At 41.9% G+C, this 23,458-nt stretch carries 23 protein-coding genes; 7 read left to right on the top strand and 16 right to left on the bottom strand.

Translation table 11 applies throughout. The features are described 5' to 3' along the window. Positions 1-6 precede the first annotated feature (6 nt). From M1D72_RS09805 to chrA, 4 genes are all read left to right on the top strand, one after another. On the top strand, positions 7-621 hold the full coding sequence (locus M1D72_RS09805) for a peroxiredoxin (protein ID WP_390191434.1): 615 nt from the start codon (positions 7-9) through the stop codon (positions 619-621). Between the two features lie 308 nt (positions 622-929). Continuing rightward, positions 930-1,961 (top strand): 2,3,4,5-tetrahydropyridine-2,6-dicarboxylate N-succinyltransferase, encoded by a 1,032-nt coding sequence (dapD, locus tag M1D72_RS09800; protein WP_456296758.1) that lies wholly within the window; start codon positions 930-932, stop codon positions 1,959-1,961. Between the two features lie 121 nt (positions 1,962-2,082). Next, the gene (locus M1D72_RS09795) at positions 2,083-2,640 is read left to right on the top strand and encodes a gamma-glutamylcyclotransferase family protein (RefSeq protein WP_456296757.1); all 558 of its coding nucleotides are present in this window, start codon (positions 2,083-2,085) and stop codon (positions 2,638-2,640) included. A 291-nt stretch (positions 2,641-2,931) separates the two neighbouring features. Continuing rightward, positions 2,932-4,077: a chromate efflux transporter gene (gene chrA, locus M1D72_RS09790; RefSeq protein WP_456296756.1), complete on the top strand. Its 1,146-nt coding sequence runs from the start codon at positions 2,932-2,934 to the stop codon at positions 4,075-4,077. 32 nt (positions 4,078-4,109) lie between these two features. On the opposite strand, the gene M1D72_RS09785 is transcribed toward chrA, so the two are convergent. The 14 genes from M1D72_RS09785 to M1D72_RS09720 all read right to left on the bottom strand — a co-directional run bounded on the left by M1D72_RS09785 (position 4,110) and on the right by M1D72_RS09720 (position 16,695). After that, positions 4,110-5,120, bottom strand: coding sequence for a tetratricopeptide repeat protein (locus tag M1D72_RS09785; protein ID WP_456296755.1), 1,011 nt, complete (start codon positions 5,118-5,120; stop codon positions 4,110-4,112). 9 nt (positions 5,121-5,129) lie between these two features. Next, complete coding sequence (locus tag M1D72_RS09780; protein WP_456296754.1) at positions 5,130-6,077, bottom strand: type II secretion system F family protein; 948 nt, start codon at positions 6,075-6,077, stop codon at positions 5,130-5,132. 1 nt (position 6,078) lies between these two features. Next, the gene (locus M1D72_RS09775; RefSeq protein ID WP_456296753.1) at positions 6,079-7,047 is read right to left on the bottom strand and encodes a type II secretion system F family protein; all 969 of its coding nucleotides are present in this window, start codon (positions 7,045-7,047) and stop codon (positions 6,079-6,081) included. 11 nt (positions 7,048-7,058) lie between these two features. Continuing rightward, complete coding sequence (locus M1D72_RS09770) at positions 7,059-8,528, bottom strand: CpaF family protein (RefSeq protein ID WP_456296752.1); 1,470 nt, start codon at positions 8,526-8,528, stop codon at positions 7,059-7,061. Positions 8,529-8,545: 17 nt separating this feature from the next. Beyond that, positions 8,546-9,769 carry an AAA family ATPase gene (locus M1D72_RS09765; RefSeq protein WP_456296751.1) on the bottom strand — a complete coding sequence of 408 codons (1,224 nt, stop codon included), beginning with the start codon at positions 9,767-9,769 and terminating at the stop codon, positions 8,546-8,548. Positions 9,770-9,778: 9 nt separating this feature from the next. Continuing rightward, positions 9,779-10,285, bottom strand: a complete 507-nt coding sequence (locus M1D72_RS09760) for a TadE family protein (protein ID WP_456296750.1) — start codon at positions 10,283-10,285, stop codon at positions 9,779-9,781. Beyond that, positions 10,282-10,713, bottom strand: a complete 432-nt coding sequence (locus tag M1D72_RS09755) for a TadE/TadG family type IV pilus assembly protein (RefSeq protein ID WP_456296749.1) — start codon at positions 10,711-10,713, stop codon at positions 10,282-10,284. The genes M1D72_RS09760 and M1D72_RS09755 overlap by 4 nt, the downstream gene beginning before the upstream one ends. Further along, on the bottom strand, positions 10,710-11,984 hold the full coding sequence (locus tag M1D72_RS09750) for a Tad domain-containing protein (protein WP_456296748.1): 1,275 nt from the start codon (positions 11,982-11,984) through the stop codon (positions 10,710-10,712). The genes M1D72_RS09755 and M1D72_RS09750 overlap by 4 nt, the downstream gene beginning before the upstream one ends. A gap of 17 nt (positions 11,985-12,001) precedes the next feature. Continuing rightward, entirely contained in the window at positions 12,002-12,271 is a 270-nt protein-coding gene (locus tag M1D72_RS09745; RefSeq protein WP_456296747.1) for a hypothetical protein, read from the bottom strand. 9 nt (positions 12,272-12,280) lie between these two features. Then, complete coding sequence (locus tag M1D72_RS09740; protein WP_456296746.1) at positions 12,281-13,753, bottom strand: type II and III secretion system protein family protein; 1,473 nt, start codon at positions 13,751-13,753, stop codon at positions 12,281-12,283. Positions 13,754-13,761: 8 nt separating this feature from the next. Beyond that, positions 13,762-14,508 (bottom strand): Flp pilus assembly protein CpaB, encoded by a 747-nt coding sequence (gene cpaB, locus M1D72_RS09735; protein WP_456296745.1) that lies wholly within the window; start codon positions 14,506-14,508, stop codon positions 13,762-13,764. After that, the gene (locus M1D72_RS09730) at positions 14,505-15,851 is read right to left on the bottom strand and encodes an ATP-binding protein (protein ID WP_456296744.1); all 1,347 of its coding nucleotides are present in this window, start codon (positions 15,849-15,851) and stop codon (positions 14,505-14,507) included. Before M1D72_RS09730 ends, cpaB begins: the two co-directional genes overlap by 4 nt. Before the next feature lie 27 nt (positions 15,852-15,878). Next, positions 15,879-16,388: an A24 family peptidase gene (locus tag M1D72_RS09725; protein WP_456296743.1), complete on the bottom strand. Its 510-nt coding sequence runs from the start codon at positions 16,386-16,388 to the stop codon at positions 15,879-15,881. 142 nt (positions 16,389-16,530) lie between these two features. After that, positions 16,531-16,695, bottom strand: coding sequence for a Flp family type IVb pilin (locus M1D72_RS09720; RefSeq protein ID WP_456296742.1), 165 nt, complete (start codon positions 16,693-16,695; stop codon positions 16,531-16,533). Between the two features lie 426 nt (positions 16,696-17,121). Here M1D72_RS09720 and M1D72_RS09715 point away from each other — a divergent pair, with 426 nt between their 5' ends. Together M1D72_RS09715 and M1D72_RS09710 are read left to right on the top strand one after the other, a co-directional pair. Continuing rightward, positions 17,122-17,850: a helix-turn-helix domain-containing protein gene (locus M1D72_RS09715; RefSeq protein WP_456296741.1), complete on the top strand. Its 729-nt coding sequence runs from the start codon at positions 17,122-17,124 to the stop codon at positions 17,848-17,850. 122 nt (positions 17,851-17,972) lie between these two features. Further along, positions 17,973-19,658 carry an AMP-binding protein gene (locus M1D72_RS09710; RefSeq protein WP_456296740.1) on the top strand — a complete coding sequence of 562 codons (1,686 nt, stop codon included), beginning with the start codon at positions 17,973-17,975 and terminating at the stop codon, positions 19,656-19,658. Between the two features lie 202 nt (positions 19,659-19,860). Here M1D72_RS09710 and M1D72_RS09705 read toward each other — a convergent pair whose 3' ends face one another. Continuing rightward, positions 19,861-20,067 carry a DUF1127 domain-containing protein gene (locus tag M1D72_RS09705; RefSeq protein WP_456296739.1) on the bottom strand — a complete coding sequence of 69 codons (207 nt, stop codon included), beginning with the start codon at positions 20,065-20,067 and terminating at the stop codon, positions 19,861-19,863. 99 nt (positions 20,068-20,166) lie between these two features. Here M1D72_RS09705 and M1D72_RS09700 point away from each other — a divergent pair, with 99 nt between their 5' ends. Next, entirely contained in the window at positions 20,167-21,111 is a 945-nt protein-coding gene (locus M1D72_RS09700; RefSeq protein ID WP_456296738.1) for a LysR substrate-binding domain-containing protein, read from the top strand. Positions 21,112-21,191: 80 nt separating this feature from the next. Here the strand turns inward: M1D72_RS09700 and fusA are convergent, their stop codons facing one another. Then, entirely contained in the window at positions 21,192-23,279 is a 2,088-nt protein-coding gene (fusA, locus tag M1D72_RS09695) for an elongation factor G (protein ID WP_456296737.1), read from the bottom strand. Between the last annotated feature and the right edge of the window lie 179 nt (positions 23,280-23,458).

The following is a 23,458-nucleotide window of genomic DNA, read 5'->3' as shown; positions in this document are numbered from 1 at the left end:
TAAAAAATGGTACTAGTAGGTCGTCAAGCCCCTGATTTTACCTCTGGAGCTGTTCTTGGTAACGGTGAAATCGTAGATAACTTCAATCTGAAAGAGTTTACTAAAGGTAAGAAAGCAGTTGTATTCTTCTACCCACTAGACTTCACATTCGTTTGCCCATCAGAAATCATTGCATTCGATCAACGTCTAGAAGATTTCCAAGCGAAAGGCGCGGAAGTTATCGGCGTATCAATTGACTCTGTTTTCTCTCACAACGCATGGCGTAACACTGCTGTTGAAAACGGCGGTATCGGTCAAGTGAAATACCCACTGGTTGCAGATACTACTCACGATATCGTAAAAGCGTACGACGTGGTTGATCCAAACGGCCCTGGCATTGCACTACGTGGTTCTTTCCTAATCGACGAAGACGGTGTTGTTCGTCACCAAGTGATCAACGATGGTCCTCTTGGTCGTAACATCGACGAGATGCTACGCATGGTTGACGCTCTAAACTTCCACCAAAAACACGGTGAAGTTTGTCCAGCGCAATGGGAAGAAGGTAAAGCAGGTATGCAAGCATCTCCAGACGGTGTTGCAGCATTCCTATCTGAACACTCTTCAGACCTAGCGAAAAAATAATCGACTTTCAGCCTCGCTCAACAGGCAATGGTTGGTTAATGAATTAAAGTAATAGCGTAATAAACGCAGCGCCAATCAGTGAAAGTGAAGTCACAAAGCCCAAGACTTAGGTCTTGGGCTTTTTTATCACCAGTGACTCAAACCTTTTCTTAATAGAAAAATATATCTTTAAAAAGACAAACGGTATCGTCTTACGGACTTTATCCTGATTTGCTCTTTTCTCGCTAAGACTGTGTCATTATGATGACTCTCAACCAACACATTAACTGCACTTTGCGGTCATTGAACATTTTAGATGGAGATAGACTATGGCTTACTTTTCTTTAGCCTTTGGTAGCGCAACAAAAAACCGCGACGGAAAAATCATTGAAGCATTTTTTCCAAACCCGCTTCTTAACCCAAGTGATGAATTGGTAAAAGCTGTCGCAGCTATTTCAGGTTACGAACAAGGTAACCAAGCAATTGAAATCTCCGCCGCTCAAAGTGCTGAACTCGCCACGGCATTTGAAGCAAATGGCGATACCCAAAATGCATCATTTGCGAACAAAGCGGCACAATCAGCTCAGCCTTTAGTCGTTGTTATTCTTGCAACGGATGAACAGCCACAAAGTGTTGCGGAAGGTTTCTTAAAACTGCAGTTGATTTCTAACCGCTTAGCTAAACCACACACCATCGTACTTGATGGTATCTTTGGCTTACTGCACAACATCGCTTGGACAAATGAAGGCCCTATCGATTTGCCTGAACTTGCGGAGCGTCAAATTGAAGCACGTCTAGCTGGCCGTGCGCTAAGCGTAGATTGCGTCGATAAATTCCCTAAAATGGTCGACTACGTAGTACCAACGGGTGTACGTATCGCTGATACGTCACGTGTACGTCTTGGTGCTCACGTCGGTGAAGGCACGACCGTTATGCATGAAGGGTTCATCAACTTCAATGCTGGCACAACTGGCGTTAGCATGGTTGAAGGCCGTATCTCAGCAGGTGTACTGGTTGGTAACGGTTCAGATATCGGTGGCGGCGCATCAATCATGGGTACGCTTTCTGGCGGTGGTAAAGTCGTGATCTCAATTGGTGAAAACTCACTACTTGGCGCAAACGCTGGTTTAGGTTTCCCTCTTGGTGATCGTTGTACTGTTGAATCAGGTTTGTACGTAACGGCAGGCACGAAAGTACGAATGTTAGATTCTGATGGCAACGAAGTAGAAATCGTTAAAGCTCGCGACCTCGCCGGTGTGTCTGACCTTCTATTCCGTCGCAACTCAGTCACTGGACAGATTGAATGCCTTGCCAACAAGACAGCAGTGGAACTCAATAGCGAATTGCACAGCAATAACTAATACTTTATATCCCGCACAAAGCCTCGCCAATGCGAGGCTTTTTTTTATAACCAAATCCCCCACATGCTCTTTCTTTTTATTACAAAAACGATTACTTTGAGTAAAAAGTAAGGAGCACGGAATGACGACTTATATCTTTGGCTATGGAAGCCTCATGAACTCTGCATCACGCCAACTCACTGGGCAAACTTCTCCTGCTATTCCAGCCAATGTCAAAGGCCTTGTTCGCTATTGGAGCAAAATTGATGACTCCTACGTTTTATCTCCGCTTATTGTGACCCAAGGCGATGGGCAAGTTAATGGTGTGTTACTTGCGATTGAACAAGCGGCGTTAAGTGATTTTGATACAAGGGAGCGTGGCTACCATCGATTGCGGGTTTCTCCTAACGATATCGAATGTGAATTTGCTTTAAATGAAAGCGATGATATTTGGGTCTATGTGAAAGAGACACCTGAGCCGCCATGCAATCTCGTCCCTATCATGCAAACTTACGTTGATACTGTCTTAGCAGGATGCCTCGAGATCTCTGACGCGTTTGCCAAACAGTTTGTAGAGCAAACCATTGGCTGGCACTTTCCACGAGAAAATGATCGCCACTCCCCAAAATATGGCAATTTTGCTGGTGTTAATGAAATTCACCAAAGCCAAGTGGATGCGTTGTTGCAACAACTCAAATAGTGACAGCATTCAAAAGTTAATAACACGCCAAGCAGCGTTGTCTTCATCCAACTAAACTTTAGTAACAGAGTATGTACGGATGAAGACATTGACGGAATATTGGACGCTTCAAATATTCGACTAATCCCTTCCAATAAAGCCTTCCTAATACGTTAAGCGATATAATCGTCGCAATATTTCAGCTGTAACAAATCTATGAAATAGTCCAAGTAACAATTAGTAAAACACTCCGTTTGCAGTTATCGCAAACTCTGTCTAACTTAGGTTCAAACTTCTTATCGAACGATGTATATGCTCTCAATATTTAAAATATTTTTTGCACTTGGATGGGTTAGCTTTGGTGGGCCTGCGGCGCATATCGGCTACTTTCGACGAACATTTGTCGAGCAGAAGCAATGGCTCTCTGATGATGAGTACGCACAGCTGGTCGCGTTAAGTCAATTTCTTCCTGGGCCAGGATCAAGCCAAGTTGGTTTTGCCATTGGCTATCACAAAGCTGGGCTTTCTGGCGCCATAAGCGCATTTTTAGGCTTTACACTACCCTCTGTTCTACTGATGCTACTGCTTGCGATTATCAGTCATCAGTTTATCGATACCCCCTTGTTTGACTGTATTATTCACGGGCTAAAACTGCTTGCTGTGGTAGTGGTTGCTGATGCGATATGGGGTATGTATCGAAGCTTTTGTACCACCACAACCAAAGTGACATTGTGTATTACTACAGCGGTGGCCATTCTTATTTTTCCTTCAATGCTGACCCAAATGGTATTACTCGCCGCGACGGCTTTGATCGGATTCCTGACCCGAGACAAGCATCACGCAAAACCTCATCAGCGCTTTACTCCAAACTATTGGCCTCTGATTCTATTTATTGGACTGCTTATTGTTCCACCCCTTTTCACCTCCACCTCATCGACTATTCCTATCTTCAATGCTTTTTTTCAAGCGGGTAGTTTAGTGTTTGGAGGGGGGCATGTGGTCGTTCCGCTACTACAAAACATTGTGGGTGACCAACTACAATCGGATATGTTTATTACCGGGTACGCTGCAGCCCAAGCAGTCCCAGGGCCAATGTTTAGCTTAGCAACCTTTTTAGGCTATCAGCTTTCTAATGAAGCCCCGTTACTCGGTGCTGTCGTGGCAACGGTTGCCGTATTTTTACCTGGATTTCTTCTGCTGCTTGTAGTGCTAAAAAAATGGTCGACGCTTTCTGAATATCCAGCTGTAGCCGGAGCTCTCAGCGGTGTAAACGCAGCCGTCGTTGGACTGCTTATCGCTGCGCTCTATCAGCCAATATTCTCCAGCTCAGTCCTCTCTCCTATTGATATGGCTTTAATACTCATTGGATGGTTTTTACTGAAAGTATTGAAGCTGCCCATTTTGGCATTAGTCGCCTTTTTTGTTATTAGCGGTGTCGTTCAATACTTAGTTATTTAACAAAAAGAGAGCGATAAGCTCTCTTTTTCCCTTTAATTTTCACCCTTTTCTTCTTTGACCAAAGCTAAGGCTCGTTCAAGGTTTTCATTCGCCACTTTATAATAATTTGGCTTCATATTGATGGCCTGCTGTAAATAAGGTATTGCTTTATCTGGCTTGCCTTGGATCATAAGAATATATCCAACGTTATTTAATGCCTCCGGCGTTTCCATTTTTTGCTGGAAAACGCTTAATCCCCTACGCACCTCTCCTTTGGCAAGATATATCAGAGCAAGGTTATTTAATGCCTTGTCATTATCAGGCTGCTTTTCTAGTGAAGCCAGAGTAAAACGCTGCGCAGTGGTGTAATCACCCGACATATAATAAGAGTATCCTAAATTCATTAACGTCTTAGCAGAGCTGCCATCCACCATAAGCGCTTTACTGTACCAAGCCTGAGCATGGTCGTGATGCTCTCTTACATCCGCTAACACTCCTAGAGCCATCAGAGCTTCTTCTGGGGATTGATTATCGACTAATAAAGCTTGTATCAACTTGTTGTCTACTTTTTTGTCTTTATTTACTCTCAACTGGCTACTTAGTCGGGCCTGATCAGCATTAACCGCTCTGAGTAAGTAACTTTCTCCAAGTTCGATACTTCCCGACTTGCTATATTCAACACCTAACTTAGTCAAAGAAGGAATATGGTTTGGGTTACTTTTTACTGCCATTAAATACGCTTTTTCAGCCAATAAATTATTGTTTCTAGACTGATGAATTCGACCTATATTGTATAAAGTCTTATCCTGAAAACGGGCCTCTTCAAACGAGAGCGAGCGAATATATTCATAAAGAGCCAAATCAAGGTTGTTATTCGTTAAGGCGATATCACCACGAGTAATCGCCTCTTTTTCACTCAAAGGCGGAACATCAGTAGATAACGTATCTATGGGCCTGCCATCATAAAGTGTTGTATCAAATTTATCCCTTTTAGGATTGCTATTTGAGCACCCCAAAACTAGGAAAAAACTAGTCAGCATTGTAGTGAAAATTTTCAACTTCATAAGTCTACCCTATTTTCCAAAAGCATCAGCTAGCATCAGTAGAGAGGGGCCTATTGCAACGATAAAAAAACAAGGCCAAATAAATATCAACATCGGAAATATCATTTTTGTTGGTATTTTTGCTGCCAGCTCTTCTATTTCTTGGTTTCGTTTATCTCTATAATCTTCAGTGTATTCACGTAAGCTCTGAGATAAACTCCCACCAATTCTGGAGGCATGAGAAAGCATCGTCACTAAACCAGAGATTTCTACAACGCCTGTTCTTTCTATCAAGTCGTTAAATGCATCAGAAATATCAACACCCGCTTTTATCTTGGCGCAAACAGTATCCAGCTCATCAGCAAAGTCGGGATGAGAGAGGGCTAATTCATCAGCAACTCGTCTTAATGCTGCATTAAATCCAAGACCTGACTCGGTACAAACCACCAACAAGTCGAGTGCATCCGGAACCCCACCTCTTAATCGAAATTTCCTTTTTTTTACCATGTTATGCAAAATAATATTGGGAACAAAGGTACCAGCAGCAACTGAGGTACACATGATAAACCAAAGCATGTTGTCCAGATTTGGATAAATAAAATAAATGCCTGCAGCAACTCCGAACCCAAGCGCCAATGAACTGCCCTTTAAAGCATAGAAAGTCGTCAATGCACTTGCATCATGAAACCCAGCATGCATGAGTTGGTGACGAACACTTTCTCTTTCTTTTAAACTCTTTGGTGTCATTACTGGCGCCAAAGACTCTAATGTATTTTCAAATCTATGTGTTTTTTTTCCTGAAGATAAACCTTGTGTGCTTTTTATTTGCTCTAGTTTTACCTTTAATGGCGATCTCTTTCCTACGACAAGTAAAACAATTGTAATTACGATTAATACCGTAGAAATAAGCAACATGATTAAAAAAATCATTTGAGAACTGACTTGAAATCCAGAAATAAAACTCAACATACTCTCCATGTTACACCTCGAAATTAATAATATTTCGAATCCATAACGATCCTAGGAATAAGCATATTAAACCAAACCCAACCATATTCATTCCATTCGTAGTTGAATACAAAGGTTCAACATAGTTTGAATTAGTAAACCAAAGCATTACAAATAATCCAAATGGAGAAAGCACCAGAATCCAAGCAGATAAACGACTTTCCGCAGAAATAGTTTTGATTTTCCGTTGTAGTTTAAATCTAGCTCTTAATAAATGAGATACTTTTTCCAAGTTTTCAGACAAATTCCCCCCTGTTTCTTTTTGTAATAATATTGCGCTAGCAAATGCCAGCATAGACACCGTCGGCGTTCTTTCTGCCATCTGCATAATGGCTAAGCGCATATCGTAACCGTAATTTAATAAATTAAAGGTATTTTTGAACTCAACACCAATCGGATCCGCCATTTCACTACCAACTTCATTAAATGTTTGAGTTACAGGTTGTCCAGCTTGTAACATCCTACGCATAATATCTAGGGCGTCAGGTAATTGCTCTTCAAAGAGTGAAAGTCTTCTAGCAATTCTCTTTTGTAGATAAAAATGCAAACTAACCCAAGTAAAAATAAAACTAGCTATCGAGGTATAAAAAGGCTGATTTAAAAGAAATAGTAAAACGCTTGATGAAATAGAAATAATCATCGTTACCGATATAGTTTGGCTGATCGTCCAATCTAGCCCAGATAACTCAATATTTTTTTTAAGTACTGAAAACCATTTAAAGGCAACAAGTTTTCGGTCTAAAGGTGACAAGTTTTTCAAGTATTGCTCATTAAGAATAGAGCGTGCTTCCTCATCAAGACTATTCTGAGTTTCTTTCAAGCGTTCAGATAACTGCTTGTGTTTCGCTTTGCTACCAGCGGCAGGAAGAATCAATGCCTGAGAAATAAATACAACCGCAAAAAATAATAAAACAAAAAACAGAGTGGCATCTTGCGGCATAATAAATCTCCTTATAAATGAGTTTCATTAAAAATTTCAAAAGGTAAATACATACCTCTTTTATTTAATTGGTCATGGCAAGCAGGAACAATACCTGTTGCACTGTAATAACCGATGACATTCCCTTCTTCATCCATTCCTTGGCGTTTAAAGCGAAATATTTCAGACATCGTTATAATTTCACCTTCCATGCCATTAATCTCACATATGCTGACCATCCGTCTTTTACCATCTTCTTGCCGTTCCATTTGCACCACAAGATGAATGGCCGAAGCAATTTGTGCGCGTAGATTTTTCGCCGACATGTTCCAACCTGCCATCGCAAACATATTTTCAACACGGCTCAGGGCATCTCTCGGAGTATTGGCGTGAATAGTTGCCAATGAGCCATCATGTCCAGTATTCATTGCAGCCAACATATCGACAGCCTCACTACCACGAACCTCACCCAGAACAATGCGATCAGGTCGCATACGTAATGAATTTTTTACCAAATCACGCTGAGTGATTTCTCCTTTTCCTTCTAGATTAGGGGGACGAGTTTCTAATCTAACCACATGTGGCTGTTGAAGTTGCAGTTCTGCAGAGTCTTCAATCGTAATGATGCGGTCATCTGAAGGTATAAACCCTGAAAATATATTCAGTGTGGTTGTTTTTCCTGAACCTGTCCCCCCCGAAATTAATACATTCAGCTCACCCTTCACAGCCGCTTCAACGAACTGAGCCATCGCTTCAGATAAAGAGTTATAGCCAAGTAGATTTTCCATGGTCAGTTTATCGACAGCAAAGCGACGAATAGATACCGATGCGCCATCAAGCGCTAAAGGTGGAATGATCGCATTCACACGAGACCCGTCAGCCAAACGAGCATCGACCATGGGTGACGCTTCATCAATACGACGGCCAACTTGGCTAACAATACGATCAATAATATTTCTAAGATGGCGACCATCTAAAAAAGTGTATGGTGTTCGTTCTAATTTTCCTCGGCGTTCAACGTAAACGCTTTTAGGACCATTAACCAGAATATCGGACACGGTAGGATCGTGGAGTAACGGCTCAAGCGGACCAAGCCCAAACACTTCATCTTCTATTTGTTGGATAACACGTTTTCTTCCCTCAGCACTCAAGACATGACCTTGGTCTTCAGCCATCAGTTGAACGATAGCCTCGTGGAGATCCTGTTTCGCTTTTTCCTTCTCTAAGCTTGCCAAAAGACCAAGGTCAAGCGTTTCTAATAAACGCTGATGATAGTAGTGCTTAGTAGAAAGTTCCTGCTCAAGCTGCTTTCGAGCATCATCTATTGCTTTCTCTTTCGCTTCGAGTTCTCTGAGCCTAAGTTCTGTGGTTGAAGGAGGGTCTACTTTGGGTTCACCAACTAACGGCTGTATTTTCTCGTTTTCAACGACCATATTAACTCTGTCTGCAGCTTCTACTTTTTCCTGCAAATCTGAGTTAATGTTTTTTCTTTTGAATAACATTATTCGCCCTCTCTGAATTAGCTAAACAAGCGCTTTATCCAACTTAATTTCTGTTCAGTTTCAGGCACTAAAGTACGTGTAAACTGAATAACAGATTTAGCTAGAGAAGAGTTTTTCTTTGATTGAACATACGGTTTACCCAAATTGGCACTTTCGACTGCAGCCTTAAAATCATTGGGAATCATATGCACTTTAACGCCAGGTAACGTCTCTGAAATATCTTTTAATTTTATGCTTTGCCTTTTTTCATAGCGGTTAACAACTAATTCAATTTGCTCTCTACTAAGACCAAATTCGAATGTCAGTGTTTTTATGATTCGAGCACTGTTTTTAACCGCAACCAAGTTCTGTTGAGTAACTAAAAATACTTTGTTAGCAGGAACAATGACGGACGCAAATATGCGATCTAATCCGCGTGACAAATCCACAATAACATAAGGGTAAACCTCTCTAAGAACTGGCAATAATTTATTAAAATTCTTAGCTTTATCGTAATTATCGTGACCATTTTCAGGCTTAAATGTCAGCATATGAAGTCCGGACTTATGCTTGGTCACATAGCTAGCTAGAGACATCTCATCCATATCAGACACATTAGCTATTGCATCTGCGAGCCCATACGAAGAATTAATATTCAAATAATCATTTGCGACACCAAATTGAAGATCAAGATCGAGTAATAACACTTTCTCTGGGTATACTTTAGCCATTTCAATCGCCGTATTTACCGCTAGCATAGAGGCGCCTGCCCCACCTTTTGTATTAACAAAGGCGTACATATCTCCAATGCTGCGACTAGCGAGTTTATCTTCAACCGCATTTTTGAACATAGGCATCATTTCAGAGAGTACAACCCGATCCGAAATGAAATCCGCAGCACCAATTTTTAAAGCGATTTTTAATGCACCATTATCATTTTCATTCCCAAAAACAATGAGAGACGCTTCGTGGTTATCTTGCTGTTCCTGAGGAGCCTCATAGTGTTGAAGCTCCATCACTTTCTGGGCCCAATTCGGTCCAGTCTCAACAAAAATAAGATCCGGTGGGGAAAAATGGGCGAGGTTAGCAACGACTAAACTGTGTAAAGAGATTGTTTCAAAACTCAGGTTGTCACAGTTCGCCAACTCTTGACTGATATGAAGATGAAATCTATCTGAAGAATAGAATACCCAAACCGTTAAGTTCGTTTTTAAACGAAAATGATTATGACTGTTCGAGTTTAAGGTCACCGCTTCTCCCATTGTTACTCCTTAACAATCAGTATAAACATCTTCACTATCTGAGCTGTGATAACCCAAATTTTCTCTAGGCCTGATAGTTTCAAAACTCGGAATACTTATGGCCCCCTCTATACCAAAGAGACTAAGTAAGCCAGAAAGTTGGTATTTGAAACTTTCATTAACTTTGGCTCGTACATAATTAATCTTAGAATAGGTTTCCATTTCTGCACTTTTAGATGACACATCAATATCAACTTCCAAACCATTGCTATCTAAATACTCAATATCAATATCACTCGCACTAAATCCTCCAAGCAAAGGCTTAGGGACAGCAAGAAGAGGAATATCGGCTTGGTCTTGAACTCGACAAACGACGGCTAGCCGAGCGCTAACTCGAGTCGCATTATTGATAAGCTGAAGCGAATACATATAACGACCCGCTTCCATCACCCAAAACATGATCAAAAACAGAGCAGTGACAACAAATGTAAATTCGATAATGCTGAGACCATGGTGGCTTTTATTCCTTTTTTTCATGGTAGAGTCCTCATAACGATAGAGGTATTAAGTGGAAACTCTAAATCTAGGGAAGTAGGAATAAAATCGATGATTGGAATGTAGTTATAGTTAATCGATATAGTGACGTATCCATTGCTATGATCCACAGTAACATCGTTCGTTGTGAGATTTTTTACCGAACTCTCATCATCGGAATTTGGGGTAACCTTTCCATACACAACCATATTTTTAATGTTTGTTTCATTGGCAATTTGATCATAACTTGCCGTCCCCTGAATTGCGGACGTTGCATACCTAACCCCATTCTGAGCCTGCTTGTTCAATACATTAAACGTGATAAACGCCTGCCCAAACTCAGCAACAGCAAGAAGAATAAAAAGCATTAGAGGTAAAACGGTTAAAAACTCTACAGCAGCAATACCACGCTGATTAGTTAATCGTTTCATGAATCCTCCGAATATGGATCTTCATACAAAACAATTCGATATGGTCCATCGTTGTTAGAATCACTACCCGGCATACCGCCAGTGACTTCACACTCAGAGATAAACTCGCCATAAACGGCATCTTTACCACTATTGTTGGTCGGTGCCTTCTGAAGCATAAAAAAGCACCCAATAGCCGTTACACGATAGGTTGTTTTGCCGTTTTCGCTATCATCGACTCCGCTTGAACAGTCAACAATGGGCACAGGTAAAATTCTACGGTCTGGTTGGCCATTTGCGGGACATAACGAGGTATCTTGAGATTCACCAAAACAGGTTTGTCGCTCACTCAGATAATCGGCGTAATACCACTCCCCTTCGTATACCACTTCACCATTATTATCTAAGCGAGCTTTTGTCGTAGGCTCTTTTATGTACTGGTCCGGAGGGGTCATATCATCATCACTATCTAAACGAGTATTTAACCCTTGCCCAACGGGTCCCGTGGATGCACCAGGTTTTGTATCTACCGTGCCTCCAATCTTTACTTGGCCGTAGAAATGTCCAGCTAATCCATCTCTGACGGAAGATGCTCCAGAATTGGTCTTATAATCAATATCAATAATGTTGCCTTCACCATCAGTACTACTCAGGTCAAGTAACTGAAAGTTACCAGGCCCCATAGATTCACCTTCAGGATCATCATGACCAGAAGATGAGGGAAGTTTTAATGCATAAATCGTAGAACTTGAATATCCATAAAAACTGTCATTAATTTCCTTTCCTTCACACACAGCCATAGGCACCACATTAGCAACGACCGCCCCTGGGCTTGGTCCGGCAACGGCGCTTGCAGTAATGCTTTTAGCTATATCAAAAATATCGGTAAAGAAACCATAGAGAGGGTAGTCATTGATCGAAACTCGAACAAATCGAGGTGAGCTAACAGCAGAGTCCGAAGAAAAAATTTTCGCATTGTCAGAAAATAGAACCTCAAGATTGGTAAAATCAAACTCCATTTCATCATTACCATCGAATAAGGCCATCTTGGTTAAAGTCTCTTCGGCTGCCGACTTGGCAGACTCTGATGTGCCCTCGTTATCAAGCACAATTGCAGCCGCAAGCGCCGCCGCATCCACACTATTTTGTAGGCGGCTTTTATTCATCAACGCATGGTTAACATCAATGGCGAGGGCTGCTATGCCAATTAAAGAAAACATAGCTAAGGTTACGATCGCGACAACCAATCCTGATTGATGATGCCGGTGTTGGGTATACATCGAAACACGCATACCACCTTCCTTAAGGGCTAATCACTAAACCCTTCAATAAATTGACTATCAGAGCTTGATAAATCCTCGCCCTGTTTCCCTGTATATACTTGGTAAGCTGACTCCATTCTTTCCCCACTTCCTGATGGGATATACCCCAAATTATCTTGGCTTGCGTTCGGGTTGAAAGTCTGCAGCTCTTTTACCGCGACAACATGTTGTCCTAAAGGTAATGGTTCACTGCTACATCCAACAATCAATGAGCTGACAAAGGTCAAAGACACAAGTTGAAATCGTTTTTTCATCATAATGCTTTCCTATAAACCATGACCGAATACCCCTTCAGCACCGCCTTTATTAGATCCTGCGCTTGTCTCTTCCACGCTGGAATAACGAGGTTTAACGTCTGAAGATGGTGCAATATACGAACCTTTGCCAAGCAAATAAAATTCAATATCGCTGGGTTTGATATAAGCATCGGTAGGTAATCTGACTGCGTTTCTATCGATAGGCTGAGCTAAGCGCGGGGTTACGAGGATAACGAGTTCCGTTTCGCCAGACACAAACTCCTGGCTATTGAAAAGCTGTCCGATAATTGGGATGTCACTAAACCCAGGCATTTCGCTAATAGCATCACGAACGTTTTCACTTAATAGTCCTGCAATTCCGATTGTTTGGCCATCGGCCAACTCCAACGTTGAAGATGCACTTCTCCGGGTAATAGGAGGGATCACGTATGTACCATTAGTCGAGCCCGGAGAAACAGTCAAGGAGTTAGAATTGGCTATCTCACTGACATCAACCGCGAGGTTTAGATTGATTTTTTTGTCACTCAGTACAGTAGGAATAAATTTGAGACCGACACCATACTCTTTATATTCAATCGTAATACCATCATCATTTGGAACCGGTATTGGAAACTCTCCACCCGCCAAAAACTCGGCTTTAGCTCCGCTCAACGCGGTTAAATTAGGCTCGGCTAATATTTTTGCTGACCCATTTTGTTTGGCGATATCTAAAGCGAAAGTAAATAAGGTATCACTGTCGATAAAAGAGCCTAACAATCCGGTATCTTGAATAGAGGGCGAATTAAATATCGGCCCAATAACACCGTTGACGTCATCAATAAGACCTCCAGCAGAAGTTCCCCCCCAAGAAAAACTTCCGTTTTGCTCAAAGAAATGAAAGTTGGCGTCGAAACGGCGGACCAAACTGCGTTGAACTTCTGCAACAGTAACTTCCAACATAACTTGTTGAGCACCTCCGATGGTCATCAGGTTAATAACGCCTGTTTGACCTACTTGTTCACTCAATGACTCGGTTTGCTTATCCACAGCAACCCCTGAGGCGTACGTCTCTGCAATTCTTAACGCCATATTCATCGCTGACTGAGAACTAATTTGACCGCTTAATACTAAACGCTGTTGTGAACTATGCACTTTAATCACTTCATCAGGCATAAATTCAAAAAGCTTGGCTTTCAAACTGTTTAGATCATGAGTAACCTGAATATTGATTGATTCAATCAAGCGACCATTACGATCCCAAGCCATGAGGTTTGTTGAACCAAGCTTCTTACCAATTAAAAATAGCTCGTCAGATTTCAGCATCACAATATCTAATACACTAGGATCCCCCAACGAGACTCTTTTGGCTTTTCCGACTAATGTAACGTGGGTGGATTTATGATGGGGCACCGTCACTATTTTTCCGGTCTGAGGAGCAGCGTAAGAAAGCCCGCTAAAGCACAGAATAAAAAGGCTAAAAACCCAAACATTGACTCTTTTCATTTTTCACCTCAGTCCGAAACTCGAATATTAGAAGACTCTGTGCCCTTAATAATGGTCACACTTGGAGCCACATAGCGCCGAACTACTGGTTTGGGTTTTTCATGAGGGTTTCTTAAAGTGAGTTGAATCTCTCCTCGGCTTTTTGCAGACAGCAATTTTTCAGCCTCTGAAGGAGAAACTTCCAACGTTACTGCGCGAACAATTATTGGTTTGTTTTCATCGGTTTTCGCTGTTTGGTCTACGGCCAATACCTTAATATCTTTTAAAACCGTTCGAGTGTTGGCAGACGTTTGTCCATATTTGATGGTGTTTAGTACATCGACCTTATTTCCCGGCAACAAAAATCCCGCGACACCAATAACGTCATTAACTCGAATCGTCACTGCTCGTTTGTTTTCCGGAATCAACGCGGCGAGTGTCGCCCCTTCACCGGGGGTCGTCACACGATTTAGCGTAATAATCTCTCCTGGGAATATCGTATTCTCAACAACCTGACCAACAAGATCATCGGCGCTTGTGTATTGATCTTCCGCTCTCCAGCTCTTTTCGAGCAATTTTGTTGAGAGGTGCGCTGAGTCAACAATGGTTCCCGCCTTAATCTCCTGACTCGCGATCACCACAGGTTCGCGCTCAACCACTTCAACTTCCACCTGGGGTTGGGTCTGACTATCCATCCATTGCTTAGCAAAAAATACCGCTCCTAAGCCAAATAGAATAGAAAGGAAAAATAATAAAATAATCTGGTTGCGGCTCATCGTTTACCTCCGCCTTTTCCATCGGCAGTAAAATACACTTCCCATGCCCGGGATAAAATCTCGGAAGTAATTACCGGCTCAGTCTGTTCAAAAGCAATAATATCGCGGCTGATGCCAACAATATCTTTAGGTAAGCACGGATAAAAACCGACTTCATGTTGGCGATGCAAAGAAAGAAGAGTGTCAAATGAAGTCGATGCTATTTCCAATTGACGTCCTTGTGCTAATTTATCCCAGAGAGCCGTATATTCCTGTTCAAGCAAAGGTTGAAACTGAATCTTGTAACCTAGTCGTCTTAGGAAGGCCGGATCACTGATTTTTTCGGGGTCGAGATTGGTTGAAAATGCAAGTGTCAGAATGAAGGGGATCGTAATCTGTTGACCGTTAGGGAGATTAAGATGGTCAAAGAAGTACTCCATGGGCACAATCCAACGGTTAAGCAATGTTGCGACAGGCATGGGCTGACGCCCCAAATCATCAATAATAAAGATGCCATTGTTTGCCATCATTTGCAGAGGTGCCATCCACACCCGGTTATGCTCAGAGTGGTTAACTTCAAGCATATCCATTGTTAATTCGCCACCGACTTGAATACTAGGGCGCTCACATAGTGCCCATCGCTGGTCATACTGTCCTTTAAAAATGATACTTTGACTTTGTTCTTGATGTACTTTTCGATGGTGCTGTGGGGAATAGACCTTGATAATATTTCCAGCGGCATACACTGCGTAGGGTATGTAAACAGATGTATTCAAAGAGTTTAAAAGCCGCGTGGCGACAAAGGTTTTACCTGTACCCGCATCGCCATACAGTAAAAGTGCTCTTCCTGAATTAATCGCGGGGCCTAGCAGAGAAATCAGTCTCTCGGCGCCATAAACCTCGTTCAGTGCAGCCGTGACGTCACTTCGTGTTACTAAGTTTGCTCTAACATCTTGAGCTTGAACCATTTCGTTATATTGCTGCAGAGAAACAGGGGCAGGGCCTATGTAAGCATCTTTTTTAAATGCGACATCTGCTTCTTGGCCTCCCATATCAGAAAGCGCATAAACAACTCGCCCAGCATGCGTGTGTGAAGGAGAGGCGTCTGACTGAAACACTTCAACGAGGGATTTTTTACGCAGCGTAGCAATCAACTCTTCAACCAAGTGACTGTTGATGCCCATCAATTTGGTGACTTGAAGCAAGTCGGATTTTGGGAATGCAGCGAGCTGTTTAAGAAGCAAGTTTTCTAAAACCGCACGGGGAACCTGCAAAAGATCAATAGACGTCGGCACGCTTGGCGCGAGAGCTTGAGGCTTAAGTGTTGTAACTTTTTCTTGGGTTTCCTCAGAGCTTGCTTCCATAACTTGCTTCCTTGACATTCAATAAAGTTAATAGAAATACTGATGCCACGCTAAGCCGATAACGACGATAGGCGCAAAAGGCATTCTTATTTTGTCTTCTGATTTTCCTCCAGATGGTTTTGAAGCCAGCAATCCACCATAAAGAACTAATTTATAACGAGTTATTGTCTTTTCGAGCAACGTAGGCTTGTAGGCCAAGTATTGAAAACAGTAGAAACTTCCAACAACCACTGAAGCACACGATATTGCAATCGTTATCGCTACCAAATTCCCCCACCCCATAATGAAACCAACAACTGCAAGCAATTTTGCATCGCCAGCAGCCATACAGCCAAAACAATACAGCAAGATTCCCACACCCAAAAAAATCCCAGCCCCAACAAATGATAAAGCTAAATCGTTAGGTGAATTAGACAAGAGCAACACTTCAAGCAGAGTAAAACCGAACAAAAAGCACAAAATTATATTTGGGATTTTATTTTCTCTTGCATCTGACACTGCCAATACACTGAAAAGGATCCAAAGCGGGAAGCTCATAAAACGATAAACACCTCTGATTAGTTATCGATAAATCAGTACATCGAGTGATTAAACACCTTAGCCTAATCACTCAAGATTCATTATGATATTCACACAAATTAATTAGTGGACTTTCATCACGTCATCTATTCGCACACAATCACGTAAAGAAAGAGTTTAATTCAGCCTGCAACTGAGTTTCAAAAGTACCGAATATTGCTGTTATAGCAGCAACCACTAAAGCGCCGCCAATAACATACTCCACTACAGTCAACCCCTCTTCATCTTGCATAAAGGACTTAACAGATTTCAAAAACTTATCCATAAACTTCTCCTTGGGTAATGGCTGTTTAAAAGCCTAATTAAAAATTACAACCAAAAAGCTCTAACGGTTAGTATTTATGTATTAATGAATAGTACTTTTTTGTTATGAACTTGAACTCATAACAACCCAAAACAACATCAAATGAATAAAAATCGCAAGGAGAAGCACAAATAGAAATACAAATAATTAACTGAAAAATAAAAACAAAAATACAAAGGCAAGCTCTTCTAAAACAGAATTAAGTCACTCTTATTCATGAAACTTGACAAAAAATACTTATGGCATATTTGTGATATCGATTCATAAAAATAAGCCCAATAATGCCTTAATTATCATTTGCGCAAGTAACAAAATAATAAATAGAGCATTGAAATCGTAAAATGCTCATCTAAGCTTTAAAGCAAACTTTTGATTGATGGATAAACAATGGGTTTAAGGCACAGAGGGAACTGGCTAGGCCAATCTCTCTCATTTATTCCTAGAGATACAATGCTAAGCATTGAAAACAATTTTAAAATCAATGAATTTGGATTCGATGTGTCCATTCTGAGCGATCCAAACACTCAGTACTGTTTTTTCTTCCATGAAAAAGAGAGTGAAAGTGGACTCCTCAATACATCACTCAAGATTTGTGAGTTTCTCAAAAAAAACCTAATTATCATTCATACCGGATTATTAGATTCAAACAAACTTAACCATGAGAGCATCATTGCCAGTTACAACCTCAAGGAAAACAATATCCTTCCTTGGCTAGATAAACTTTCGACCCAACTGACCTACTTACTTGGTGAAACGACCCTTTCTCTCGAAGAGGGTGAACAGCAAGATCAAGCTATCAATAAAGATCTCATCGAAATTTTACGTTACATCGATAACAACCTATCTCGCACGATTCGTGAGGAGGATATCGCTGACTACTGCCACTATTCTGTCAGTTATTTTTCCAAAATTTTTCATCATTCCATCGGGATGACCTTTAGGGATTATCTGATCCAGAAACGCATCGGCTTAGCCAAACAACTGCTAAGAGAAGATAAAAAGACTAAAGTTGCCTTTATCGCGTTCCAGTGTGGCTACAAGGATGTTTCCTACTTTACTCGTATCTTTAAAAAGAAAACTGGGGTCACGCCTGCGCGTTACAGGCATTCTGTATAAACTAAATATCTGCTATTGAGCTCTATGTTTAGAGCGAAACTCTTTTCATAAGCGACGCCAGCATGCTAACTTAACATTGATTTAACATTATAATTACAAAATAGATTGAATGGAGTTTGCATATGATGTTGCCAAATGAAACTCAAGAGCTCTCTTGTACCCTGCCACCGCCAAATGAATTGATTCTGAAATGGGCAGAAGAACAACCAAACTCTGTGTATTTAAAGCAGAGCGTGAATGGTGAATTTATTGAATGGACATTTGCTGAAGTTGCGGACAAAGCACTGCGCTTAGTCACTGCTCTAAGAGAGTTAGGGATTCAACCAGGAGAGCGGGTCGCACTCATTTCAAAAAACTGTGCTGAATGGTTCGTCACCGACCTAGCACTGATGTTGGGAGACTATGTCAGCGTACCTATCTTCCCAACCGCAGGTGACGACACCATTGACTACTGTTTGAAACACAGCTCGAGTCGAGCCGTAGTTGTTGGGAAGTTAGATAATAAAGAGGCAACAGAGTTAGCTTTAAAAGCCAACAGTGATATTATCTCTATCGCCTTTTCTTACCCTTCCGCCCCTAACGCGCAATACAATTTTGATCAATTAATCGCTCAATCTTCCCCCAGCGAGGCGCGGCCACAGCACAGCGACAACAAGATCATGTCTTTGGTTTATACATCCGGAACGTCAGGAAAACCAAAAGGGGCGATGCTCAGCTACGGCGCTTTTTCGTGGTCGGTTAAACAGTTAGTGGAACTGATTGGCCTGAGAGATGACGACCGGCTCTTTTCTTACCTTCCATTAGCCCACATCACGGAACGGGTTTATGTTTTTGGTACCTCAATTACGGGCGCGGTGCCGACGGCTTTTTCAGAATCCCTAGACACCTTCATTGAGGATGTAAAACGTCATCAACCGACATTTTTTATTTCGGTACCCAGGTTATGGACGCTTTTCCAGCAGCGCATTCAAGACAAGATGCCACAGAGAAAGCTCAATCTTCTGCTAAAAATTCCGTTTGTGAATACCCTTGTCAAAAAGAAAATCGCAGATGGTTTAGGACTGAGTCAGGCTCGCATTTTAGGTTGTGGTTCAGCCCCGGTCTCGCCTGCATTATTAAAATGGTATCACTCTATCGGATTAAATATTACAGAGGCTTGGGGAATGACCGAATCCTTTGCCTACAGCACCATTAATTATCCATTTAATCCAGATAAGATTGGAACCGTAGGAAATGCAGGGCCCGGTGTCAAAGTCAAAATAGCGGACGATGGCGAAATTCTGGTCCATAGCCAAGGAATGTTCTCCGGTTATTATCATAATGACGAAGCCACCAAAGAATCTTTTAACAGTGAAGGTTGGTTGCATACTGGTGACATTGGCTCACTTGATCAAGACGGTTATCTCACGATACAAGGACGGAAAAAGGACACGTTTAAAACAGCCAAAGGGAAATTTGTCTCCCCTGTCCCTATCGAGAAAAAGCTATTTGAATACAGCCGGGTTGAAATGATGTGCTTGATAGGCCTTGGATTACCCGCTCCTATCTTGTTGGTTGTTCCGCACCAGTTTAAAAACTTTGATCGGAACCGCTATGAAAAAACCACACGTAAGATCATAAATCGAATGAATTCAGAACTTGAATCCCATGAGCAGATTAAAGGCGTGTTAATGATCAAAGATCCTTGGAGTATTGAGAATGGCATTTTAACGCCAACGCTCAAAATCAAACGTCATGTTCTAGAGCAAAAATATCACGATATGGGCCAACAATGGCCGAAAGATAAATTGGTCATATGGGAAGAGTAACTTTTCTGATTTCGATTATTGTCTTTATTTTAAGGAGTGCTTTGCGCTCCTTTTTTATTATTAGTAAAGATAAAAGTTCGTGCCGTGTTTCGTTTTGACAACGGCTGGGTCGACATCGTCTCTGAAGAATTAACGAAATTAATTTGTGGCTGAAGAAAGAGCTATTACTGGCAACGCAACAATAGCTCAGAGGGTTGAATGCTTATTGCCAGAACCATTTCTTTGCTTCTCGTTCAGCGATATTCGATTCGATACCAATATCACATAGCTGCTGCGCGGAAAGTTGAGATAATTGATGGCGTGTTCTTGAATTTTGACGCCACTGTTTAAGTTTAGCTAAACTAACCCTAATGATACGTTTAAATGTATTGTGTGATGGATGTCGTTGCCGTAATACCAATTCAGCCATGTTCTTCTCCTGTTTTTATCTCGTGCTTAGGGCAATAATTAACCAATACCACTTATTCGACAAACGATAGATTCTATCCTTCAGTTAAGGAAAACTAATGTGAGTAAACGTCTTCCACCATTACAAGGTGTGTATTACTTTTATATGGCTGCGCAGCAAGGAAGCTTTAAGCTCGCCGCCCAAAAACTGTTCGTGACCCCCGCAGCGGTAAGTCAACAGATACGTCAATTGGAGGAGTGGTTAGGGGTCGATCTTTTCACCCGACATCATAGAGAGATCCGGCTCACTCATGAAGGTCAAACACTGTATCGACAAGCAGAAAAGGGCTTTTCCTACATTCAGGATGGAATACGACTCATCAACCAAGATCCTACGCCCAACCAACTCTCGATCTCTACTGTGCCCTCTTTTGCACAGCATTGGTTAGTGCCTAGAATCCGCCAGTTTCGCGAACAATATCCAGACCTTGCGATGCTCATTGAACCCACAGATCAACTGGTAAAATTTCAAGATTCGAGTATTGATCTTTGTATTCGTTACGGTCGTGGAGAATATGATAATTTGGAGTCAGAATGGTTGATGGATGAGGTGCTTTATCCGGTTTGCAATCCGATCTATCAAAAAGAAAAGCAGATTTATCGATTAGAAGATCTCTCTAAAGCTGATCTTCTTGAAGATATTTGGCCTGATATCGATTGGCATACATGGTTAGATAATGTCGGCATTATGCATAATGACCGCTCCACAATGCGCTATAACGGCTCATTGTATGTGCTTGAGGGAGCCTTATCATTACAAGGAGTGGCCTTGGTTAAACACTCCATTGTTCAGCGTTACCTCAAGGAAGAAAAGTTAGTTCGCATTGGTGACGTAGCGATTAAGCCTCATTTTGGCTATTACGCATGTGCACCAAAAGGCTATTTTAAACGCGAAAAAGTGATTCAGTTTATGCACTGGATGAAGAGAGAAATTGCCCAATTCCAACAATCTTCACCCTGTGATTTTATGACATTGGAAGCGAGCTACGCACGTGAATCACCTTAAATACAGAGACTAAGTCATCTCATTAGACATAAAAAAAGCCCCAAATATGGGGCTTTTTATCAAAGAATTATCAGTGATAATTACTTCTTAGCGTTACGCTCTTTCACTTCAGCAATAACTTGCTCAGCAACGTTTGCTGGACATGCTGCGTAGTGTGCGAACTCCATAGAGAACTGACCACGACCAGAAGTGATAGTACGTAGGTGACCGATGTAGCCAAACATTTCTGATAGAGGAACGTCAGCTTTAATACGAACACCAGTTGCACCAGCTTGTTGATCTTTGATCATACCACGACGACGGTTAAGGTCACCGATTACGTCACCCACGTTGTCTTCTGGAGAGAAAACATCAACGTGCATGATAGGCTCAAGAAGCTGTGCACCCGCTTTAGGCATAGATTGGCGGAATGCGCCTTTCGCTGCGATTTCGTAAGCGATTGCTGATGAGTCAACTGCGTGGAAACCACCGTCGAACAATTCAACTTCAACGTCTAGCGTTGGGAAGCCAGCTAGAACACCTTCGTCCATCATTGATTCAAAGCCTTTTTCAACTGCAGGCCAGAATTCTTTAGGTACGTTACCACCAACAACCGTTGATTTGAACGTGAAGCCAGAGTTTGGCTCACCTGGTTTGATACGGTAGTCAATCTTACCGAACTGACCAGAACCACCAGACTGTTTCTTATGCGTGTAGCTATCTTCAACTGCTTGAGTGATAGTTTCACGGTAAGCAACTTGTGGTGCACCAACTTCAAGTTCAACACCGTAAGTACGTTTTAGGATGTCAACTTTGATGTCTAGGTGAAGTTCGCCCATACCTTTAAGGATGGTTTCACCTGAATCTTCGTCAGTTTCAACTTGGAATGATGGATCTTCTGCAACCATTTTACCGATCGCGATACCCATTTTCTCAGTTGAACCTTTGTCTTTTGGAGTAACTGCAATAGAGATTACAGGCTCAGGGAAGATCATTGGTTCTAGAGTACATTCGTGTTTCGGATCACATAGAGTGTGACCAGTTTGAACGTTCTTCATACCGACAACAGCGATGATGTCACCCGCTTGAGCTTCAGTGATCTCGTTACGGTCGTCCGCTTGCATTTCACACATACGGCCGATACGTTCAGTTTTACCTGTCGCAGAGTTAAGGATGGTGTCACCCTTCTTCAGACGACCAGAGTAAATACGGATGAAGGTTAGTGCACCAAAACGGTCATCCATGATCTTAAATGCTAGAGCACGTAGTGGCTCATCAGCAGAAACAATCGCTTTTTCGCCTGTTGGCTCACCAGTTTCAGGATCAGTAAGATCTTGTGGGTCTACTTCAGTTGGCGAAGGTAGGTAATCAACAACCGCGTCTAGTACAAGCTGAACACCTTTGTTCTTAAATGCAGAACCACAGTATGTTGGGAAGAATGCTAGATCACGAGTACCTTTACGGATACAACGTTTTAGGTCTTCGATAGAAGGCTCTTCACCTTCCATGTAAGCTTCCATTAGATCGTCGTCTTGCTCAACTGCCGTTTCGATTAGCTCTTCACGGTAAGCTTCAACATCATCAACCATGTCTGCAGGAACGTCTTGAACTTCGTAGTTTTCTGGAAGACCAGTGTCATCCCATACGTATGCTTTACGAGATAGTAGATCAACAACACCAACGAAGTCATCTTCACGACCGATTGGAAGAACCATAACTAGTGGGTTAGCAGCTAGTACGTTCTTAACTTGGTCAACAACGTTGTAGAAGTCTGCACCCATACGGTCTAGCTTGTTCACGAAAATGATACGAGAAACTTCAGATTCGTTTGCGTAGCGCCAGTTAGTTTCTGACTGAGGCTCAACACCACCAGAACCACAGAATACACCGATACCGCCATCAAGTACTTTCAGAGAACGGTACACTTCTACTGTGAAGTCAACGTGTCCAGGAGTATCGATAACGTTTAGACGGTGGTTTTTCCACTCACACGTTACAGCTGCTGACTGGATAGTAATACCGCGCTCAGCTTCTTGATCCATGAAGTCAGTTGTAGACTCACCGTCATGAACTTCACCCGTTTTATGGATTTTACCAGTAAGCTTTAGAATACGCTCAGTGGTAGTGGTTTTACCCGCGTCAACGTGCGCGAAAATACCAATGTTTCTGTATTTCGATAAATCTGCCATTGTCTTACTCTGTTTATAAGGTATAAATTGCGCGCAGAGTATATCACAATCTAAAAAGACTGATACCCTTGCGAGCTGTTCGTATAAAAAATATTTAGGGATAACATCCCCACCCCCAAAAAATCATAGACGATATTAGGGTAGGACGTTTATTTACCTAAGCTTAGGCTCTATTGTGA

It is taken from the genome of Vibrio sp. AK197, from assembly GCF_053903115.1.
Note: the sequence above shows the minus strand (reverse complement) of the source record. Positions and strands in the feature narration are given on the sequence as shown.

Bases quoted from the DNA above. Each gene is read 5' to 3' on its own strand.
- M1D72_RS09805 (WP_390191434.1), top strand. From the start codon at position 7: ATGGTACTAGTAGGTCGTCAAGCCCCTGATTTTACCTCTGGAGCTGTT.
- dapD (WP_456296758.1), top strand. From the start codon at position 930: ATGGCTTACTTTTCTTTAGCCTTTGGTAGCGCAACAAAAAACCGCGAC.
- M1D72_RS09795 (WP_456296757.1), top strand. From the start codon at position 2,083: ATGACGACTTATATCTTTGGCTATGGAAGCCTCATGAACTCTGCATCA.
- chrA (WP_456296756.1), top strand. From the start codon at position 2,932: ATGCTCTCAATATTTAAAATATTTTTTGCACTTGGATGGGTTAGCTTT.
- M1D72_RS09785 (WP_456296755.1), bottom strand. From the start codon at position 5,120: ATGAAGTTGAAAATTTTCACTACAATGCTGACTAGTTTTTTCCTAGTT.
- M1D72_RS09780 (WP_456296754.1), bottom strand. From the start codon at position 6,077: ATGGAGAGTATGTTGAGTTTTATTTCTGGATTTCAAGTCAGTTCTCAA.
- M1D72_RS09775 (WP_456296753.1), bottom strand. From the start codon at position 7,047: ATGCCGCAAGATGCCACTCTGTTTTTTGTTTTATTATTTTTTGCGGTT.
- M1D72_RS09770 (WP_456296752.1), bottom strand. From the start codon at position 8,528: ATGTTATTCAAAAGAAAAAACATTAACTCAGATTTGCAGGAAAAAGTA.
- M1D72_RS09765 (WP_456296751.1), bottom strand. From the start codon at position 9,769: ATGGGAGAAGCGGTGACCTTAAACTCGAACAGTCATAATCATTTTCGT.
- M1D72_RS09760 (WP_456296750.1), bottom strand. From the start codon at position 10,285: ATGAAAAAAAGGAATAAAAGCCACCATGGTCTCAGCATTATCGAATTT.
- M1D72_RS09755 (WP_456296749.1), bottom strand. From the start codon at position 10,713: ATGAAACGATTAACTAATCAGCGTGGTATTGCTGCTGTAGAGTTTTTA.
- M1D72_RS09750 (WP_456296748.1), bottom strand. From the start codon at position 11,984: ATGCGTGTTTCGATGTATACCCAACACCGGCATCATCAATCAGGATTG.
- M1D72_RS09745 (WP_456296747.1), bottom strand. From the start codon at position 12,271: ATGATGAAAAAACGATTTCAACTTGTGTCTTTGACCTTTGTCAGCTCA.
- M1D72_RS09740 (WP_456296746.1), bottom strand. From the start codon at position 13,753: ATGAAAAGAGTCAATGTTTGGGTTTTTAGCCTTTTTATTCTGTGCTTT.
- cpaB (WP_456296745.1), bottom strand. From the start codon at position 14,508: ATGAGCCGCAACCAGATTATTTTATTATTTTTCCTTTCTATTCTATTT.
- M1D72_RS09730 (WP_456296744.1), bottom strand. From the start codon at position 15,851: ATGGAAGCAAGCTCTGAGGAAACCCAAGAAAAAGTTACAACACTTAAG.
- M1D72_RS09725 (WP_456296743.1), bottom strand. From the start codon at position 16,388: ATGAGCTTCCCGCTTTGGATCCTTTTCAGTGTATTGGCAGTGTCAGAT.
- M1D72_RS09720 (WP_456296742.1), bottom strand. From the start codon at position 16,695: ATGGATAAGTTTTTGAAATCTGTTAAGTCCTTTATGCAAGATGAAGAG.
- M1D72_RS09715 (WP_456296741.1), top strand. From the start codon at position 17,122: ATGGGTTTAAGGCACAGAGGGAACTGGCTAGGCCAATCTCTCTCATTT.
- M1D72_RS09710 (WP_456296740.1), top strand. From the start codon at position 17,973: ATGATGTTGCCAAATGAAACTCAAGAGCTCTCTTGTACCCTGCCACCG.
- M1D72_RS09705 (WP_456296739.1), bottom strand. From the start codon at position 20,067: ATGGCTGAATTGGTATTACGGCAACGACATCCATCACACAATACATTT.
- fusA (WP_456296737.1), bottom strand. From the start codon at position 23,279: ATGGCAGATTTATCGAAATACAGAAACATTGGTATTTTCGCGCACGTT.